Genomic DNA, 18,381 nt, shown 5'->3' with positions numbered 1-18,381 from the left:
AAATCACGTCGACCCGGGGTGGGGCCGGAAAACAGCTGTCCCGACGACCGGAATGCGGTCGCGCGGGGGGCGTCAGCCCGTTTCCGATCTCAGACACGGTTCCTGCAATGGTCGGTGGCAGCCGGCCATGTGGTTCCGAGGGCGGAAGAGAAGATCTTCGCGGCCCGGCCGTGCGTCCCGAAGCGACCCGAAGGTCGTCTCGCGAGGTCCGGCCCGTCCCCCAAGCGACGTGAATCGCATGGAGGAAACTAGCGCCACGGGGGCTGCAGCCGCAACCGAACTCTGCGCTTGACAGAGAGTTGGACCCCTCGAATCTGCGAGGCCTTTGACTCGATTAACAATTTTCACAAAACGCTGAAATCGTTCGATTTTCGGGAACGATGCACATGCAGAAACGCAAATCGGGCGCGAGGCTTTCGCCTGCACCCGATCATGTTCTGGGGCCCTGACGGGCCCGAAAGCTGGGGATTCCCGCCCCTTTCGGGGCCGGCCTTCAGGCGGTGGTCAGCGCGTTCACGCGGGCTGCCAGACGCGACACTTTCCGCGATGCAGTATTCTTGTGCACGACACCCTTGGTGACGCCGCGCATCAGTTCGGGCTGGGCGTTCTGCAGGGCGGTCTTGGCGGCGGCGGCGTCGCCCGAGGCGATGGCCTCCTCGACCTTGCGCAGGTAGGTGCGGATGCGCGAGCGGCGGGCCTTGTTGACGTCGGTGCGACGTTCGATCTGGCGGGCGCGTTTCTTGGACTGGGGCGTATTGGCCATGGGATCTTCCTATCGGGTCAGGTGCAGGTCAAAATATCGAACGTGCAAAAGCCCCATGGCGTCGTCCCGGGTCGGGGACGATCATGATTCTTGCCAAAGCGGGCCCACACGCATGTAAGCCCGGGCCTATAGGCCAGCGGGCGCAAAAAGGAAAGCCTCTTTGCGCCGGAGCCGTCATTTGTCGCGGAACTGCGCCTCGCGCTTTTCCAGGAAGGCGGCCATGCCCTCCTTCTGGTCCTCGGTCGCGAACATCGAATGGAAGGTCCGGCGCTCGAACAGCAGGCCTTCGTGCAGGGTCGTCTCAAAGGCGCGGTTCACGGCCTCCTTGACGGCGCGCGTGGCGATCTGGGACTTGTCGGCGATCTTGCGCGCGGTGGCCAGCGCCTCGGGAAGCAGCTTGGCCGTGGGCACGACGCGGCTGACCAGGCCCGAACGCTCGGCCTCGGCCGCGTCCATGAAACGGCCGGTCAGGTTCATGTCCATCGCCTTGGACTTGCCGACGAATCGGGTCAGGCGCTGCGTGCCGCCGATGCCGGCGATCACGCCCAAGTTGATCTCGGGCTGGCCGAACTTGGCATTCTCGGCGCAGATGATGAAATCGCAGACCATCGCCAGCTCGCAGCCGCCGCCCAGGGCATAGCCGCTGACGGCGGCGATGATCGGCTTGCGCACGCGCCCGATCGCCTCGATCTGGGCGCCGAACAGGTCTGCCTGATAGACCTCGACGAAGGATTTCGTCGACATTTCCTTGATGTCGGCGCCGGCGGCAAAGGCCTTCTCGCTGCCGGTCAGCACGATGCAGCGGACCTTGTCGTTGCGGTCGGCATCCGACAGCGCGCTGGAGAGCTCGTCCAGAAGCGTGGCGTTGAGCGCGTTGAGCGCCTCGGGACGGTTCAGCCGGATCAGGGCGACCTCGTCCTCGATCTCCACGATGATGGTTTCGTAAGCCATAGGCTTGGACCTCGTTGCCAGGTTGCTACCGGCCCGTCCTATCAGCTTGGACCCGGTAAATCCAAGCGTTCACCTCTGGCAGGAAGGGCACCAGAAGGACGACCGCCCTGATTGCACGATGCGGCGGATGGTGCCGTCGCAGCCCGCGCGCAGGCAGGGCTGCCCCTCGCGGTCATAGGCGCGGAAGCTGTGCTGGAAATAGCCCAGCTCGCCGCTGGCCTGCCGGTGATCGCGCAGGGACGAGCCGCCCGCCGCGATGGCGTCGGTCAGCACGTCTCGGACATGGCCCGTCAGCGCCGCAAGGCGCGCCGCCCCGATCCGCCCCGCCGCCCGGCGCGGGTCGATCCCCGCCCGCCACAGGGATTCGCTGACATAGATGTTGCCCAGGCCCGCCACGATCCGCTGGTCCAGCAGCGCCTGCTTGACCGGCACGCGCCGCCCCGCGAAGGCCAGCGCCAGATAATCCGGGGTGAAGCCCGCGTCGAAGGGCTCGGGGCCCAGATGATCCAGCAGCGGATGCGCCGTGCCCTCGCGGATCAGGTCGACCATCCCGAAGCGACGCGCGTCGTTGAAGGTGATGGTCGTGCCCGCCTCGGTGGTCAGCACGACATGGTCGTGGCGCGCATGGATGCCGGGATCGCGGTGAAACCCCGCCAGCCCCGCCCCCTCGACCAGCATCCGCCCCGACATGCCCAGGTGCCACAGCACGGTGCCGCCCCGATCCAGATCGGCCAGCAGATATTTCGACCGCCGCCGCAACGCGGTGACCCGCGCGCCCGTCATCACCTGCACCAGATCGACGGGCAGGGGCCAGCGCAGGTCGGGGCGGCGGACCTGGACCTGCACGAGGCGCGCGCCTTCCAGATGGGGGGCCAGGCCGCGGCGGACGGTCTCGACCTCGGGCAGTTCGGGCATGGTGGTTCCTTTCGCGCCTGCGCCTGCCGCATTCGGGGGGCGCCTGCGGCGTAACCGTCGCATTGCACCTATGACGCATCGCGGTCATTGTGCGGGCGGCAGGCCGGACCTATCTGGCGATGGAACAGGCAAACGGCAAGCGTGATGAGCGACAGAAAACAGACCCATTTCGGCTTTCGGACCGTGGACGAGGACCAGAAGGCCGGGATGGTGCACGAGGTGTTTTCCTCGGTCGCCTCGCGCTACGACCTGATGAACGACCTGATGAGCGGCGGCATCCACCGCATCTGGAAGACCGCGATGATGGACTGGCTGACGCCGCGCGACGGCCAGCACCTGCTGGACGTGGCGGGCGGGACCGGCGACGTCGCCTTCCGCTTCCTGGACCGCGCGCCCGGCGGCCGCGTGACCGTCTGCGACATGACCGAGCAGATGCTGGTCGAGGGTCGCAAGCGCGCCGATGCCGTGGACAAGGCCGACCGCCTGTCATGGGTCACCGGCGACGCGATGGCGCTGCCCTTCGCCGACAACAGCTTCGACCGCTACACGATCAGCTTCGGCATCCGCAACGTGACCCGCATCGGCGACGCGCTGGCCGAGGCCTATCGCGTGCTGCGCCCCGGGGGGCGGCTGATGGTGCTGGAATTCAGCCAGATCCCGGTGCCCGCGATGCAATGGGCTTATGACCGCTACAGCTTCAACGTCATCCCGGCCATGGGCCAGGCAGTGACGGGCGACCGCGACAGCTATCAGTACCTGGTCGAATCGATCCGCAAGTTCCCCGAGCAGGAGGAGTTCGCCCGGATGATCCGGCAGGCGGGCTTCGACCGCGTCCAGTGGCGCAACCTGACCCTGGGCATCGCCGCCCTGCATTCCGGCTGGAAGTTGTAGACATCATGCGCGGCCCCCACAATATCCTGAGGCTGGTCCGCACCGGCGCCACATTCGAGCGGACCGGCGCGATGGCGGCCGTGCTGGATGCGGTGGATGCGCCGATCCGGCTGCGGATGGCCGCGCGGGTGTTGGGCTGGCCGTTCCGCTGGCTGGGCTACAAGGGCGATCCGACCCTGCCGCCGATCACGCGGGCGATCACCGCGCTTGGCCCCGCCTATATCAAGTTCGGCCAGATCCTGTCGACGCGCGCCGATGTGGTGGGCCCGGAAATGGCGGGCCAGCTGCGCATGCTGCAAGACCGCCTGCCGCCCTTCCCCACCGACATCGCCAAGGCCGTGATCGAGGCCGACCTGCGCGCCCCGATCGACCAGCTCTTCTCGGAATTCTCCGAGCCCGTCGCGGCGGCCTCGATCGCGCAGGTCCACCGCGCCCGGGTGCGCGAGACGGGGCGCGAGGTCGCGGTCAAGGTCGTGCGCCCCGGCATCGGGGCGGCCTTCAAGCGCGACATCGACGCCTTCCATTTCGGCGCCCGCCTGGTCGAGATGCTGTCGCCCGGTGCCCGCCGCCTGCGCCCCCGCGACGTGGTCAGCCATTTCGAGCAGACCGTGACCGGCGAGCAGGATCTGCGGCTGGAGGCGGCGGCGGCCTCCGAGTTCTCGGAAAACACCGCCCGCGATGCCGGCTTCCAGGTGCCGATGCCGCATTTCGCGCTGTGCTCGCGCCGCGTGCTGACCGCCGATTGGGCAGAAGGTCTGCCGATGGGCGACCGCGAGGCGCTGATCGCGGCCGGGCACGACACCACCGATCTGGCGCGCCGGGTGATCCAGCTGTTCCTGTCGCATGCGCTGCGCGACGGGTTCTTCCATGCCGACATGCATCACGGCAACCTGAAGGTCGCGGCGAATGGCGACGTGATCGCCTATGACTTCGGGATCATGGGCGAGATCGACGAATATACCCGCCGCGTCTATGCCCAGATCCTGTACGGTTTCATCCAGCGCGACTACCGGCTGGTGGCGCGCGTGCATTTCGAGGCCGGATACGTCCCCCGCGACCGCGACGAGGCCGCCTTCGCCCGCGCTTTGCGCGCCGTGGGCGAGCCGATCTTCGGCGCCGATGCCAGCCGCATCTCGATGGGCAACCTGCTGTCCTATCTGTTCGAGGTGACCGAGCGTTTCGGCATGCCCACCCGGACCGAGCTGATCCTGCTGCAGCGCACCATGGTCGTGGTCGAGGGCGTGGCGCGGTCGCTGGACCCGAACCTGAATATCTGGGACGCGGCCAAGCCGGTCGTGTCGGATTACATCAAGGCCGGGATCGGCCCCAAGGCCGCTGCCCACGATCTGGCGCAGATCGCCCAGACCGTCGGCCGCTATGGCCCGCTGCTGCCCCGCATCATCGAACGCATGCTGTGGGAGCGCGCCCATCCCGAGGAGGCGCGCCTGACCCTGATCCAGGCCCGCCCCGCCGTGCCGATCTGGCTGGTGGCCGTGCTGGCACTGGCGGCGGGCGCGGGCATCGGACTTTCCCTGTAGGGCGGGGCCTTTAGGGTCAGAAGCAGATGATCTCTGCCTCGGCCTCGGCGCGGCGCAGGATCGCCACCGTCTCGGTCAGCTGCGCCATGCCGCGGAACATGCCCGAGCGTTCGCCGGTGGTCTGGCGCATCCGCAGCACCGTCTCGGCATTCACGTAGTCGCTGTAGGGCAGGATCTCGGCGATGCGGTCGATCGCGCAGGAGCAGCGGTCGATCATCTCGCGCGTCTGGCCGTTGGTGGCGATGCAGGTGAAGACGTATTCCGCCCGCGCATTGGTCGGAAAGTCGTTGATGGCCTGGGCCTGGGCAGGGGCGCCCATGCCCGAGGCCAGGATGGCCACGACCGCCAGGAGCGGGGGCCAGCCCCCACCCCCTCGGGATATTTCCGGACCCAAGCCGTCAGGATGCCGCGCCCTCATTGCAGGACAAGCGCGCTGCGATAGCCGGGGACGGCATCGGTTTCGGCGCGCAGCTCTCGGATCGGATCGTCGGGATCGGCCATCACGAAGGTCAGGCGCAGCGTGTCGAAGCCGTTCATGCGCGCGGCATTCGCATCCTCGGCGAAGGGCTGGAAGCTGGCGGTCACGCCGCCCTCGTCGCGGGTGATCTCGCCGCCGCGGAACAGCGCCTCCTTCATGCGGTTGCGGATGTAATGGGGGCTGCCGCCGGACAGGGCGGACATGTCGCGCACCGTCTGTTCCAGAAAGAAGGTCAGCACCGGGTCGCCGCCCGAAATCGGGAAGGGCCCGATCTTGCGGCTGCCCGTCCCCAGCTCCTGCGTCAGCTGCAGGACCGGCTGCTGGTCCGAGGGGTCGATCGTCTCGGCCAGGGTCACGGCGGCATCGGCCAGGGGGCGGAACCCCTCGGCCTGCGGGCCCTCGACCGTCATGCGCCATTCCAGCGCGGCGTCCAGATCCCAGGGGCCGCGTTCGGCGAAGACCGCATCGCCCGCCTCGGCGGCGGTCATGGGCTGCGGGGCAAGGGCCGCCAGCCCCGCGCAGAGGGCTAGGGCAAAGGCGCGTGTCATGGTCGGTCCTCCCAAACGTTCCGTCGGTCATGATGGGGGGCGGAGGGGGCCGGGCGCAAGCCCCGGCAGGCCGCGCATCCCCCCTTGGTCTTAGGCCAGGAGCCGGGCCAGGATCTCGGCCAGCTCGGCGGGGCGCACCGGCTTTTCCAGAAGATGCATCCCCATCCGCGCGCAGCTGCGCGAGATGCCCGGGTCGCGATGGGCGGTGACCATGACCGCGGGCACCGGGCGGCCCGCGGCGGCGCGCAGGGCCTCGATGGCGGCGAAGCCGGTATCGCCGTTCTCCAGGTGATAATCCGCCAGGATCACGTCGGGCGGCTCGTCCCCCATGGTGGCCAGCGCCTCGGCGGTGCCGCCCGCCAGGCGGGGCACCATGCCAAGCCGGTCGCGCAGGATCATCTCGTAGCCGCGGCGCATGTCGGGGTCGTTCTCGACCACCAGCGCGACGCGGCCGCGCAGCGCCGGAAGCGCCGTGTCCGAGAGGCGGGGCGCCGCATCGGGGTCGGCGCCGACCAGCGGCAGGCCCACGCGGAAGACGGTGCCGCGCATCGCCTCCGAGCTGAGGCTGATCGGATGGTCCAGCTTGGCGCAGGCGCGGCGCACGATGGACAGGCCCAGCCCCATGCCGGGGGTGGCCTGATCATGCGTCAGGCGCTGGAACTCGTCGAAGATGCGGTTGCGGTCCACGGCGGGGATGCCGATGCCGGTGTCATAGACCGACAGCCAGCACATGCCCCCGCGCTTGCGGGCGCCCACCGCCACGCCGCCGCGCTGCGTGTACTTGATCGCGTTCGACACCAGGTTCTGCGCGATGCGGCGCAGGAAGATCGGATCGCTGTCGACCACCGCGCCGGTCGGCATGAAGGCCAGCCGCAGCCCCTTGGCATGGGCCACGGGCGCGAATTCGGCGGCCAGCCTGCGGAACAGCTCGTCCAGCGCGACGGGCTGGCGGTTGAACTCGATCCGCGCGCTGTCCAGCCGCGAGATGTCCAGCACCGCATGCATCAGCTGCTCGACCGATTCGAAGGCGCTGCCCAGCCTGTCGGTCAGCTCGGCCTGGTTCTCGTCCATCGGCGTGTCGGCCAAGGCGGAGAGGAACAGCCGCGCCGCCGACAGGGGCTGCAGCAGATCGTGGCTGGCGGCGCGCAGGAATCGGGTCTTGGACCGGTTCGCCTCCTCGGCCGAGGCGCGGGCGACGGCCAGTTCGCGGTTCCGTTGCGACAGGTCGGCCATGGCGCGTTCCAGATCGCGGGTGCGGGCCAGCACCTCCTGTTCCAGCGCGACGGCGGCCTGGAAGGTGGACCAGGCCGAGCCGCGCTTTTCCTCAAGCCGGTCGATGCGGTCGATCAGGACCTGGGTGATCCGGGTCAGCTTCTGGACCTGCCGATCGGGCGGGTCGTCGTCACGCAGCATCGACACCCTCCGGCGCGGGGAACGGTGCGGGCGGGTCGGGCGCCAGGAACGCCAGGCCCACGAAGGTCTGGTTCACGTGCATGCCGCTGTGCTGCTCGCCATAGGTGTTGAAGCCCGCGACCCGGTGGCGCCGGTAGAGATCCGAGATCCGCTCGCTGAGCCCGGCGCGCTCCAGCGCCAGCCGCCGCAGGATGCAGTCGAAGGCCAGCACCATCAGCGGCCGGCCGGGCAGCGCCTCCAGCATGTCGGAGAAGCCCTGGGCCATGTCGTCGACCCGGCCAAGCGTCAGCACCGTGCCCGTGTCGATGGCCGACATCAGCGACAGGCCGCCATCGTCGGTGATGGCGCTGATCGCGCGGACATGGTGGCGCGACCCCATCCGCAGCAGCAGCGGAAAGCGGGCGAATTCCGACGGGGTCAGCGCGGTGTGCGGCAGGCCGGTCAGCCGGGCATATTCCGCCGCCGCCGGTTCGGCGTTCAGTTCCAGGATGCGGCGGCGTTCGGGGATGGCGGCGGTCACGACCGCACGGGTCGCGGTGGGGCTGAAATGGGCGAAGGTGACCTCGTGGATCGCCAGATCCGTCTCGACCAGCAGGAAGACGGCGACGTTCGACTGCACCACGCCCTGGGCCAGCAGCGTCGTGACCTGGAAATCCAGGCCGTCGCCCGCCGATCCGCCCAGCACCGGGACCGAGGGCAGGGCCGCGTCCAGCGTGGCGACCAGCACGTCCTCCTGCCCGGTCAGCCCGTCCGACAGCATCAGGCCGAACAGGCGGCGCGCCGGATCATGGCCGAAATCCCGCGCCAACTGCCGCAGGCTGGCCATCCAGGCCGAGACGGGCAGCGCCGGCAGGTCGGGCAGGATCAGGGCGGCGGCACGGAAGTGGCGGGCGGGAAAGCCGATCGCCACCACGCTGTCGGACGCATAGCCCTGCGGCCCGATCTCTCCGGCCGAGGAGCAGCCGGCGATCACGCAGCCCGGCGGCAGTTCGGGCCTCAGCGCGTCGTTCAGCGCCGCCAGTTCGTCGCCCTGGGCGCCGAACAGCAGCACCAGGGCGGGATGGGTGCCGCGCAGGCCGTCCAGCAGGGTCGGGACCAGATCGGTCCCGCCGCGGTCGGCCTGCACAGCGACCGGTCCGGATGCGCCCTCCCTCGCCTCCGGACCGGTGTTCATCAGCCGGCCTCGAACAGCCGGATGGAATTGGCCAGCAGCACCGCCTGCGTGCGGCGGCGCGCGTTGATCTTGGACATGATTGCGGTGATGTGGGTCTTGACGGTGGCCTCGGCGATCGACAGCTCGTAGCTGATCTCCTTGTTGGCCTTGCCCTTGCAGATCAGCCGCAGGATCTTCATCTGCTGCGGCGTCAGCGTCGAGAAGCTGCGCGCCAGTTCGGCCTTGGCCAGCTCGCCCGCGCCGTCCTGGTCGGGGCGATAGCATTCGGGGGTGACATGCTCGCCCTCCCACATGCGGCGCAGGCTGTCGACCAGCGCCTCGCGCGACAGCGACTTGCTGATATAGCCCTGCGCGCCCGCCGCCATCGCGGTCGAGATCATCGAGCCCTCGAGGTCGGCCGAGATCATGGTGATCGGCACGCCGGGCAGCTGTCGGCGCAGGGTGACGATGCCCTCGGCCCCGCGCGCGTCGGGCAGGTTCAGGTCCAGGATCACGGCATCGGGCGCGCCCTGCATGCGGATCTGTTCGACCGCCGCCGCCAGCGTGCGGGCGGTGCGGACGTTCTTCAGCCCGAAGCTGATCTTCAGGGTCAGGGCAAGAGCGTCGCACATCAAAGGATGGTCGTCCACGATCAGGATCTCGCGGACCTGATCGGCGGTCGGTCGCGGTGACGGCGCAGGACGCGCCTGCATGGCGGTTGCGGTCATGGCAGTCCTCCCTGGGGTTCAGACGAAGCGCCCCTCCTCCAAGGTTCGCCCGTTGCCATCAGTTTAGGCCCGCCTGCATATAAAGCAAGCGTTATGCCCAGACTAAAGTGGGAGGAGGTGTTTAGCTTTTGTTGACCTCTGCACGCTCCGCGGGAAAGCTTTCGTCCCAGATATTGCCATCCGTGTCCTCGACCCGCACATCGACGGGCTGGCCGTTGGGATTATAATGAAAGCGGAAAACCGGATCCTCGCTGACCGAGATCCCGGCGGACATGCGGAACAGCAGATCCTCGCCCTGACGGACCTCCAGACGGTCGATGAAATGTGCGGGGATGTTCAGCAGCGTCACTTGGTCGCGCTGAAGGCCCGAGAAGTTGGGATGCCGGATCATCAGCGTGCCGATGGCGCGGTCGCCCGCCTCGTCCGGGGTGCTGCGCCAGCGCATCTGCCCCATCGTCGCCTCGACCGCCGCCATGTCCTTGCCCGCCGGCGCCGAGCAGCCGCCCGCCGCCTTGACGAAGCGGCCCGCCATGACCTGTGCGCCATCGGCCTGCGTGGCGATGGCCCGGACGTCGGAATAGCTGTCGATGCGAAGGCGCACTTCGAAATCCAGCGGCATCAGCGACGGTCCGAAATCGTATTCGGCGGCCACCGGGGCGGGGTTGCCGTCGACCACCAGCGTCAGCGCCTCCAGCGGCGGGGCCTCGGCACCCTGCGTCAGACGCACGGGCACGATGGCCGCGTCATGGGCGCGCGGCGGCGCGTCCAGATCCAGCGCGACGGCGTCCAGCGGCGGATCGACATCCACGCCGATGATCGAGGATCGAAGATCCTCCCAGATCGGCGAGGGTTGCAGCGCATTGTCCTGCGCCAAGGCCGGCGCGGCCAGCAGGACCGCGCCCAGGGTCAGCCACAGCTTCATCACTTATCCTCCCTTTTTCATCCTCCGATAGATCAGCTCGGCTGTCGTGGCGGCCGCATCCTCCTCGGCCCTCGCCACGACACCCGCATGCAGCGGAGATTTCGGACAGACCGGATCGGTCGCCCGCGCGTCGCCCGCCAGCGCCATCGCCTGGCAGCGGCAGCCGCCGAAATCGACGGTCTTGCGCTCGCAGCTCTGGCAGGGCTCGGGCATCCAAGCGGTGCCCCTGAAGGCGTTGAAGCTGTCGGACAGGTGCCAGATGTCGGACAGCGACCGTTCCTGCACGTTCTCGAACCGCATCCAGTCGATGGATTGCGCGGCATGGCAGGGCAGCACGGTGCCGTCCGGCCCCACGTTCAGCCCGGTCGAGCCCCAGCCCCCCATGCAGGCCTTGGGATAGATCGCATGGTGGTCGGCGGGCACGTAGTCGATGACCAGCCGCCCGCGCAGCCGCAGCCGCGCCGCGTTGACCACCTGGCGCGCGAAGGCCGCCTGCTCGCGCGTGGGCATCAGCGCCTTGCGGTTCAGGTCGGCCCATCCGTGGAACTGCACCGTCGCCACCTCGATCCGCCGCGCGCCGAGGCGTTCGGCCAGATCAATCATGTCGGGCAGGCGGTCCATATTCTGGTGATGGACGACCGCGTTGATGGTCAGCGGAAAGCCGATCTCGGTGACCCAATCGCTGAAGGCCATCTTCTTGTCCCACGACCCCGGATGCCCGCTGATGCGGTCGGCCATGTCGGGCCGGATGCCCTGCAGCGACAGCTGCACGTGATCGACGCCCGCCTGGTCCAGCTCGATCAGCCGGTCGCGGGTGATGCCGATCCCCGAGGTGATCAGGTTCACATAGAGGCCCGCATCCCGCGCATGACCCACGATCTGCGCCAGATCCTTGCGCACCCCCGGTTCCCCGCCCGAGACATGGACCTGCAGCACGCCCAGATCGGCGGCCTGCCGGAAGACCCGGCCCCAATCGTCGGCGCTGATCTCGGACGCGGCGCGGACCAGCTCGACCGGGTTGGAGCAATAGGGGCAGGCCAAGGGGCAGCGATGCGTGACCTCGGCCAGCATGGCCATGGGCAGGCCGGGGGTGACGGGGTTGCCGTCCAGATCGCGCGGCCCGTCCTGCTGTCCGGTGGGGTGCTGCTGGTCCTTCATGAGGCGTCCTTCACGAAGACCATGCGCCGTTCGATCAGCCCGGTCAGGAAATCGCGCACGTCGCCCGCGATCTGTTCGGGCGGCGCCTTGTAGCGGGCCGTCAGCCCCGCAATGATGCCGTCCATGCTGCGGGTGCCGTCCAGTTCGGTCAGGATCGCCTCGCCGATCTGGTCCAGCTGCATCGCCCGCTCGGGCGCCTGCAGCACGCGGATGCCGCGCACGCGGTCGCTCTGCAGCCGCACGCCGCGCGGCAGATAGGGCACGTCATGGGGTTCGATCAGCGCGGTCATGCGGCCATCCCCTCGCCCGGTTGCCAGGCGCCGGGAGGGATCTTCCCCTCGACATAGCCGTGCCACAGCGCGTCCAGCTGCGCCCAGAGGACATCCGTCTTGAAGGTCAGCGCCGCCGCCGCCGCGTCCTGCTTTTCCAGCGTGTCGGCATGGGTCAGCACATAGCCCAGGCCGAACTTCACATCCTCGGGCGCCTCGGTCAGGCGCTTCTTGAAATAGGACAGGCTGCTGTCGTCGGCGAAATCATAGTGCTGCAGCAGGCCCTCGATCCGCTGCGCATGGATGCGGGGCGCGAACAGCTCGGTCAGGCTGGCGGCGACGGCATCCAGCAGGGGCATGTCGCGCACGAAGCGGACATAGGCATCCACGGCAAAGCGCGTGGCGGGCATGATGCCCACGCCCGAGGCCACGTAATCGGGGTCCAGCCCCACGGCCTGCGCCAAAGCCAGCCAGCGGCGGATGCCGCCACCTTCGCTCTGGCCGCCGTCGTGATCCTCGATCCGCTTGCGCCAGGCGCGGCGCAGGTCGGGATCGGTCACGCGGGACATGAAGGCCGCATCCTTCATCGGGATGCGCGACTGGTACATCCAGCGGTTGATGACCCAGGCACGCACCTCGTCGGGGGTGCAGTCGCCGCCATGCAGGCGGGCGTGGAACGGGTGGCGGTCGTGATAGCGCGCGGCCCCGATGGCCCGCAGCCGGGCCTCGAATTCCTCGGGCGAATGCGCCTGGTCGCGGATATCCTTCACAAGCTGATCTCCATGCCGTCGCGGCCGACCTGCCAGCCCGCGGCGACGGCTTGGGCCGTCTCGGGGCTGTCGGGATCGGTCAGCGGGTTCGAATTGTTCATATGGACGAAGACGCGCCGCCCGATGGTCGTTCCGGCCAGGGCGGGCATCGTGTCCGTCGCGGCCATGTGCCCCATGCGGCGCCCGGTCTTGCAGCCCAGCCCCATGCGGATCATCTCGTCATCCTGCCACAGGGTGCCGTCGAAGAACAGCGCATCGGCCCCCGCGATCCGGTCCCTGAGCCAGTCGGGCAGGTCCGCGCAGCCGGGAATGTAGAGCGCGCGCCGGTCGCCCGCGCGCAACTCGACCCCCACGGTCGTCTCGCCCATCAGGCCGGTCTCGACCACCGCGCCCTCCTGGTACAGGGGCACCTTGCCGGGCACGGCGAACAGCGTCGCGGTCAGGCCGGGGGTCAGCTCGACCGTCTGGTCCAGCGCGACCGTGCGGCGCGGCACGAAGTCTGGGTTCACCGCCGCCAACATCGGATTGGCGGCCAGCGCGTCGTGGATCGCCGCCGTGGCGTACAGATCGAAGGGCTGGCTTTCGCGCAGCGTCAGCAGGCCCGCCACATGGTCGATGTCACCATTGGTGACCAGCACCGCCCGCAACGGCATGTCGCGCGGCCCGGTCGGATGCAGCGCGGGGGTCGCGGCAAGTTGCACGCGGATGTCGGGCGAGGCGTTCAGCACGGCCCAGTCCCTGCCGTCGGCGCTGACCGCGATCGAGCTTTGCGTCAGCGACGGGATCCGCCCCGCGCGCGCCGCATTGCAATTGTCGCAGCCGCAGTTCCATTGGGGCAGGCCGCCACCGGCGGCGGCGCCAAGGATGATGATCTGCATTGGGGTCCGCCTTAAAAAAGAGGCCCCGACCGAACGAATCGGACGGGGCCGCATTCCTGCCTGTGTGACAGGCTCAGAACAGGACGGGTTCGTCCTCGGCCGGTGCGTACATGTTGATTTCCATGCCGCAGGCAATTTCCGTCAGGATCGGTTTGGTCCAGGCCATGCTGTGCTCCTCCTACATGCCAATACTGCCGCGCAAGAAGGCGACTGGATTCAAATGTAGTTCAGAGGCAGGATGAATCAACACGACCAAGGTCGTATGTTCGTGACCATTTCGTGATCGCTTGGTGCTGAAAGAGTAAAAACCGCGATGTTTCATCTGATCCTGGGGGCCTGCCTGGCGGTGTCGGGCGACGATTGCGGGCAGATCCTGCTGCCGAAGGGCGATTCCCCGGATCTGGCAGGCTGCATGGCGCAGGCGGACCGAATCGTTTCGGATTGGCTGGCCGACCGCCCCGACCTGACCGGCGGCCGCGCGGAGTGCCGCGCCAATGCCGACCTGCCCGCCGCGGATCTGCGGCAGGTGGCGCCGGGCGTCTACGTCCATTTCGGCACCCCCCGGCAGATGGAGGAGACCCCGGACGGCCGCATCGCCAATCTGGGTGTGGTGATCGGGCAGGGCGGCGTGGCGGTGATCGATGCGGGTGTGTCCCGGGCCGAGGGGCAGGCGCTGCATGTCGCGATCCGGCGGCTGACCGATCTGCCGATCCGCCACCTGATCCTGACCCACATGCATCCCGACCACGTCCTGGGCGCCGAGGTGATGGCCGAGGCGGGCGCCCGGATCACCGCCCATGACGCCCTGCCCCTTGCCCTTGAGGCGCGGTCGGACAGCTATCTGCAAAGCCTGCAGGACCTTTACCCCGCCCCGGAATGGATCGGCACGCGCATCGCCCTGCCCGACCGGCTGGTCGCGGATGCGGACCGGATCGATCTGGGCGACCGCCATCTGGACCTGCGCGCCTGGCCCGCCGCCCATACCGACAGCGACCTGACGGTGCGCGACAGCGCCACGGGGGTGCTGTTCACCGGCGACCTGATCTTTCGCGACCTGACCCCGGTGGTCGACGGATCGCTGCAGGGCTGGCTGGACTGGATGGCGGACGATCCCGCCGCCGGGGCAACGCTGATCGTGCCCGGCCACGGTCCGGCTGCGACGTCATGGCCCGAGGCCGTGGACCCGCAGCAGGATTTCCTGACCGCGCTGGCAGCGCAGACCCGCGACGCGATCGCTGCCGGGCTGGCCCTGTCGCAGGCGGTGCCGGTCATCGCCGAGGCCTTGCAACCCTACGGCACGTTCTGGAATTCCTATCCGGCGACAGTGGCGCGCAACGCGACCGCTGCCTACAAAGAGCTGGAGTGGGAATGAGAAACATTTGACAGGTTCGCCGGAACCGTCGGATGTTGGCGATAACAGCGGGCAGCACTGCCCGGGACTTTCAGGGAGGAAGACTTGAAAACCACATTGTTCACGACCGCCGCCGTCCTTGCGCTTGGCGCAGGCATGGCGCAGGCGCAGCTGGTGATCGAACCGGGCAGCGACGACCGCATCAACTGGGCCAGCCTCGAGGAGTTCGCCGCCGCCCATCCGGGCCTGGAAGGCGAAAGCTTCGACATCCTGGGCCCTTGGCTGGGGGGCGACCAGGAGCTGTTCCAGTCGGTCATCGCCTATTTCAACGAGGCGACGGGCGCGCAGGCGAACTATTCCGGCTCGGACAGCTTCGAACAGCAGATCGTCATCGACAGCGAGGCGGGATCGCCGCCCGACATGGCGGTGTTCCCGCAACCGGGCCTGGCCGCCGATCTGGCGGAAAAAGGCTTCCTGCGCCCCTTGGGCGAGGACACGGCCCAATGGCTGGCCGACAACTATGCGGCAGGGGAAAGCTGGGCCGCGCTTGGCACCTATGCGGGCGCCGACGGGACCGAGGCGCTCTATGCCTTCCCCTACAAGGCCGACGTGAAATCGCTGGTCTGGTACGTGCCCGAGAACTTCGAGGACGCGGGCTACGAGATCCCGAGACCTACGAGGACCTCAAGACCCTGACCGAGCAGATCGCCGAAGAGGGCGAAACGCCGTGGTGCATCGGCCTGGGATCGGGCGGCGCGACCGGCTGGCCCGCGACGGACTGGGTCGAGGATCTGATGCTGCGCACCTCGACGCCCGAGGATTACGACGCCTGGACCACCAACCAGATGCCCTTCAACGACCCCAAGGTCGTGGCGGCGATCGAGGAGTTCGGCTGGTTCGCCAAGAACCCCGACTTCGTGGCGGGCGGCGTCGGATCGGTCAGCGCGACCGACTTCCGCGAAAGCCCCGCGGGTCTGTTCGCCAGCCCTCCGGGCTGCTACCTCCACCGTCAGGCCAGCTTCATCACGACCTTCTTCCCCGAAGGCACGGTCGTGGGCGAGGATGCGGACTTCTTCTACATGCCCGCCCCCGCCTCGGGCGATCTGGGCCAGCCCGTGCTGGGCGGCGGCACGATGTTCGCCGTGCTGTCGGACAACCCCGCCGCGATGGCCTTCGTCGAGTTCCTGAAGACCCCCGCCGCGCACGAGATCTGGATGGCGCAGCAGGGCTTCGTGACGCCCTTCAGCGGCGCCAATGTCGAGGCCTATGACGATCCCACCGTCCGCCGGATGGGAGAGATCCTGCTGGACGCCACCGTCTTCCGCTTCGACGGGTCGGATCTGATGCCCGGCGCCATCGGTGCGGGCGCCTTCTGGACCGGCATGATCGACTTCGTCGGCGGTGCCTCGGCGCAGCAGGTGACGGACACGATCCAGGCCACCTGGGCCTCGCTGAACTGACGACCGACCGGCGCGGCGGCCCGTACGCCGCGCCCTTTTCTTCAGGGGGGAGACTGGGATGGAATTGCTGTGGTTGGCAGCCAGCACGATCGTGATCGGCGTCTTCGGCTGCGTGGCGTGGTTCTGGGGGTCGAACTGGCTTCTGGACCGGATCTATCCGCCGAGGGGCGCCAGGGCGGGCGACAACATCCGCCGCGCGGGGCAGATCCGGCCTTGGCTGTTCCTGGGTCCGGCGATCCTGTTTCTGTCCATGTATCTGGTCTATCCGGTCCTCGACAGCTTCTGGCGGTCGCTGTTCAACTCGAACGGATCCAGCTTCGTGGGCCTGGACAACTATTTCTGGCTGATGGGCGACGCGAAGTTCCGCGAATCCATGGTCAACAACATGATGTGGCTGCTGGTCGTGCCGGCCCTGTCCACCGTCTTCGGCCTGATCGCGGCGCAGCTGACCGACCGGATCAAATGGGGCAATATCGGCAAGTCGCTGATCTTCATGCCCATGGCGATCAGCTTCGTCGGCGCGGGCGTGATCTGGAAGTTCATCTATGAATACCGCGCCTCGGGCGAGACGCAGATCGGCCTGCTGAACTGGATCGTGACCCAGTTCGGCGGCGAGCCGCAGATCTGGCTGACCCTGCCCGTCTGGAACAACCTTCTGCTGATGATCGTGCTGGTCTGGATCCAGACCGGCTTCGCGATGGTCATCCTGTCCGCCGCCCTGCGCGGCATCCCCGAGGAGACGATCGAGGCCGCGATCCTGGACGGCGCCTCGCCGCTGCAGGTCTTCTTCAAGATCAAGGTGCCGCAGATCATGGGCACCATCGCGGTGGTCTGGACGACCATCACCATCGTCGTGCTGAAGGTCTTTGACATCGTCTTCGTCATGACCAACGGGCAATGGGGCACGCAGGTGCTGGCCAACCTGATGTATGACTGGATGTTCCGCGGCACGCCGGACTACGGGCGCGGCTCGGCCATCGCCATCGTCCTGATGATCCTGGTCACCCCGATCATGGTCTGGAATATCTGGAACGCACGCAAGGAGGTCCGCTGATGGAGGGCATGGCCGGACAGAAATCCTCGCTGACCTGGGTGGTCAACATCTCGGCCTTTCTTCTGGTGCTGCTGTGGACGATCCCGACCCTGGGGCTGTTCGTGTCGTCGTTCCGCGACCGCGACCAGATCTCGACCTCGGGCTGGTGGCAGTCCTTCTCGGGATCTGAGCAGACCGGCTTCGTGCGCACCGGCACCGCCGACGACCAGGTCGAGCGCGACGGGCTCTACGTGATCGAGGGCACCGCGCTGGAGGGCACGCAGGAGCTGACGGCCTGGGGCACCGGCGCCCGCAGCCCCGCCGAGTTCGCACCCGGCGACACGGTCGAGATCGATCCCGGCGTCAACGTCACCGTGGCCGGGGACGGCACCTACCAGATGACCTCGGCCCAGCCCTTCGAGATGACGCGGGGCGAGCGGATCTTCACCACCACCCTGTCCCCGCCCAGCTTCACGACCGAGAACTACGGCCGCGTGCTGACCGCCGGGGGCCTGGGCCGGGCCTTCATGAACACGATGACGGTGACGATCCCCGCGACCGTCATCCCGATCCTGATCGCGGCCTTCGCCGCCTATGCGCTGGCCTGGATGCAGTTTCCGGGCCGCGCGCTGCTGACCGCCTGCGTGGTGGGCCTTCTGGTCGTGCCGCTGCAGGTGGCGCTGATCCCTCTTCTGCGGCTGCACAACGAGCTGGGCATCGGCAAGGGATACCTGGGGATCTGGCTGGCCCATACCGGCTTCGGCCTGCCGCTGGCGGTCTATCTGCTGCGAAACTACATGGTCGGCCTGCCGCGCGAGGTGATCGAAAGCGCCCGCGTGGACGGGGCGACCGAATTCCAGATCTTCCGCCGGATCATCCTGCCCCTGTCCTTCCCGGCGCTGGCAAGCTTTGCCATCTTCCAGTTCCTCTGGGTCTGGAACGATCTGCTGGTGGCCACCGTGTTTCTGGGCAATACGCGCGAGCAGCTGGTCATGACCGGCCTTCTGCGCGAACTCATGGGATCGCGCGGAGGCGAATGGGAGATCCTTGCGACCTCGGCCTTCATCTCGATCGCCGTGCCGTTGCTGGTGTTCTTCGCCATGCAGAAATACCTGGTCCGCGGATTGCTGGCCGGGTCGGTGAAAGGTGGATGACTTGACGG

General features: G+C 68.1%; 19 protein-coding genes and 1 pseudogene. 6 read left to right on the top strand and 14 right to left on the bottom strand.

Features of this window, described 5'->3' with window-relative positions:
• Nucleotides 1-493: 493 nt before the first annotated feature.
• The 3 genes from rpsT to mutM form a co-directional block, all read right to left on the bottom strand.
• Entirely contained in the window at nt 494-763 is a 270-nt protein-coding gene (gene rpsT, locus E4191_RS15845) for a 30S ribosomal protein S20 (protein WP_135314245.1), read from the bottom strand.
• A 174-nt stretch (nt 764-937) separates the two neighbouring features.
• Nucleotides 938-1,714 (bottom strand): enoyl-CoA hydratase, encoded by a 777-nt coding sequence (locus E4191_RS15840; protein WP_135314244.1) that lies wholly within the window; start codon nt 1,712-1,714, stop codon nt 938-940.
• Between the two features lie 69 nt (nt 1,715-1,783).
• Entirely contained in the window at nt 1,784-2,629 is an 846-nt protein-coding gene (mutM, locus tag E4191_RS15835) for a bifunctional DNA-formamidopyrimidine glycosylase/DNA-(apurinic or apyrimidinic site) lyase (RefSeq protein WP_135314243.1), read from the bottom strand.
• A gap of 144 nt (nt 2,630-2,773) precedes the next feature.
• On the opposite strand from mutM, the gene ubiE reads away from it, so the two are divergent.
• Together ubiE and ubiB are read left to right on the top strand one after the other, a co-directional pair.
• Nucleotides 2,774-3,520: a bifunctional demethylmenaquinone methyltransferase/2-methoxy-6-polyprenyl-1,4-benzoquinol methylase UbiE gene (ubiE, locus tag E4191_RS15830; protein ID WP_135314242.1), complete on the top strand. Its 747-nt coding sequence runs from the start codon at nt 2,774-2,776 to the stop codon at nt 3,518-3,520.
• 5 nt (nt 3,521-3,525) lie between these two features.
• Nucleotides 3,526-5,058, top strand: coding sequence for a 2-polyprenylphenol 6-hydroxylase (gene ubiB, locus E4191_RS15825; protein WP_135314241.1), 1,533 nt, complete (start codon nt 3,526-3,528; stop codon nt 5,056-5,058).
• Nucleotides 5,059-5,074: 16 nt separating this feature from the next.
• Here ubiB and E4191_RS15820 read toward each other — a convergent pair whose 3' ends face one another.
• From E4191_RS15820 to pqqA, 11 genes are all read right to left on the bottom strand, one after another.
• A complete protein-coding gene (locus tag E4191_RS15820; RefSeq protein WP_135314535.1) occupies nt 5,075-5,377 on the bottom strand; it encodes a hypothetical protein in 303 nt (100 codons plus the stop codon).
• A 95-nt stretch (nt 5,378-5,472) separates the two neighbouring features.
• Entirely contained in the window at nt 5,473-6,084 is a 612-nt protein-coding gene (locus E4191_RS15815) for a hypothetical protein (RefSeq protein WP_135314240.1), read from the bottom strand.
• Between the two features lie 90 nt (nt 6,085-6,174).
• Nucleotides 6,175-7,497, bottom strand: a complete 1,323-nt coding sequence (locus tag E4191_RS15810; RefSeq protein WP_135314239.1) for an ATP-binding response regulator — start codon at nt 7,495-7,497, stop codon at nt 6,175-6,177.
• A complete protein-coding gene (locus E4191_RS15805; protein WP_135314238.1) occupies nt 7,487-8,671 on the bottom strand; it encodes an FIST N-terminal domain-containing protein in 1,185 nt (394 codons plus the stop codon). Before E4191_RS15805 ends, E4191_RS15810 begins: the two co-directional genes overlap by 11 nt.
• On the bottom strand, nt 8,671-9,378 hold the full coding sequence (locus E4191_RS15800; RefSeq protein ID WP_135314237.1) for a response regulator transcription factor: 708 nt from the start codon (nt 9,376-9,378) through the stop codon (nt 8,671-8,673). The genes E4191_RS15805 and E4191_RS15800 overlap by 1 nt, the downstream gene beginning before the upstream one ends.
• A gap of 121 nt (nt 9,379-9,499) precedes the next feature.
• On the bottom strand, nt 9,500-10,300 hold the full coding sequence (locus tag E4191_RS15795) for a quinoprotein dehydrogenase-associated SoxYZ-like carrier (RefSeq protein WP_135314236.1): 801 nt from the start codon (nt 10,298-10,300) through the stop codon (nt 9,500-9,502).
• Nucleotides 10,301-10,303: 3 nt separating this feature from the next.
• Nucleotides 10,304-11,377, bottom strand: a complete 1,074-nt coding sequence (gene pqqE / locus E4191_RS15790; protein ID WP_228461750.1) for a pyrroloquinoline quinone biosynthesis protein PqqE — start codon at nt 11,375-11,377, stop codon at nt 10,304-10,306.
• 77 nt (nt 11,378-11,454) lie between these two features.
• A complete protein-coding gene (gene pqqD, locus E4191_RS15785; RefSeq protein ID WP_135314234.1) occupies nt 11,455-11,748 on the bottom strand; it encodes a pyrroloquinoline quinone biosynthesis peptide chaperone PqqD in 294 nt (97 codons plus the stop codon).
• Complete coding sequence (pqqC, locus tag E4191_RS15780; protein ID WP_228461408.1) at nt 11,745-12,497, bottom strand: pyrroloquinoline-quinone synthase PqqC; 753 nt, start codon at nt 12,495-12,497, stop codon at nt 11,745-11,747. The genes pqqD and pqqC overlap by 4 nt, the downstream gene beginning before the upstream one ends.
• A complete protein-coding gene (gene pqqB / locus E4191_RS15775; RefSeq protein ID WP_135314233.1) occupies nt 12,494-13,375 on the bottom strand; it encodes a pyrroloquinoline quinone biosynthesis protein PqqB in 882 nt (293 codons plus the stop codon). The genes pqqC and pqqB overlap by 4 nt, the downstream gene beginning before the upstream one ends.
• A 73-nt stretch (nt 13,376-13,448) precedes the next feature.
• Nucleotides 13,449-13,541, bottom strand: a complete 93-nt coding sequence (gene pqqA / locus E4191_RS15770; RefSeq protein ID WP_042250260.1) for a pyrroloquinoline quinone precursor peptide PqqA — start codon at nt 13,539-13,541, stop codon at nt 13,449-13,451.
• 147 nt (nt 13,542-13,688) lie between these two features.
• Here pqqA and E4191_RS15765 point away from each other — a divergent pair, with 147 nt between their 5' ends.
• The 4 genes and pseudogenes from E4191_RS15765 (at nt 13,689) to E4191_RS15750 (ending at nt 18,373) form a co-directional block, all read left to right on the top strand.
• Entirely contained in the window at nt 13,689-14,747 is a 1,059-nt protein-coding gene (locus tag E4191_RS15765; protein WP_135314232.1) for a quinoprotein relay system zinc metallohydrolase 2, read from the top strand.
• Between the two features lie 84 nt (nt 14,748-14,831).
• Nucleotides 14,832-16,186 (top strand): annotated as a pseudogene (locus tag E4191_RS15760) (ABC transporter substrate-binding protein).
• Between the two features lie 58 nt (nt 16,187-16,244).
• Entirely contained in the window at nt 16,245-17,240 is a 996-nt protein-coding gene (locus tag E4191_RS15755; protein ID WP_135314231.1) for a carbohydrate ABC transporter permease, read from the top strand.
• Nucleotides 17,240-18,373 (top strand): carbohydrate ABC transporter permease, encoded by a 1,134-nt coding sequence (locus E4191_RS15750; protein WP_135314230.1) that lies wholly within the window; start codon nt 17,240-17,242, stop codon nt 18,371-18,373. Before E4191_RS15755 ends, E4191_RS15750 begins: the two co-directional genes overlap by 1 nt.
• The last annotated feature ends 8 nt before the right edge of the window (nt 18,374-18,381 follow it).

It is taken from the genome of Paracoccus liaowanqingii, assembly GCF_004683865.2.
Classification (GTDB): Bacteria; Pseudomonadota; Alphaproteobacteria; order Rhodobacterales; family Rhodobacteraceae; genus Paracoccus; species Paracoccus liaowanqingii.
This window is presented reverse-complemented; position numbering and strand designations above follow the sequence as displayed.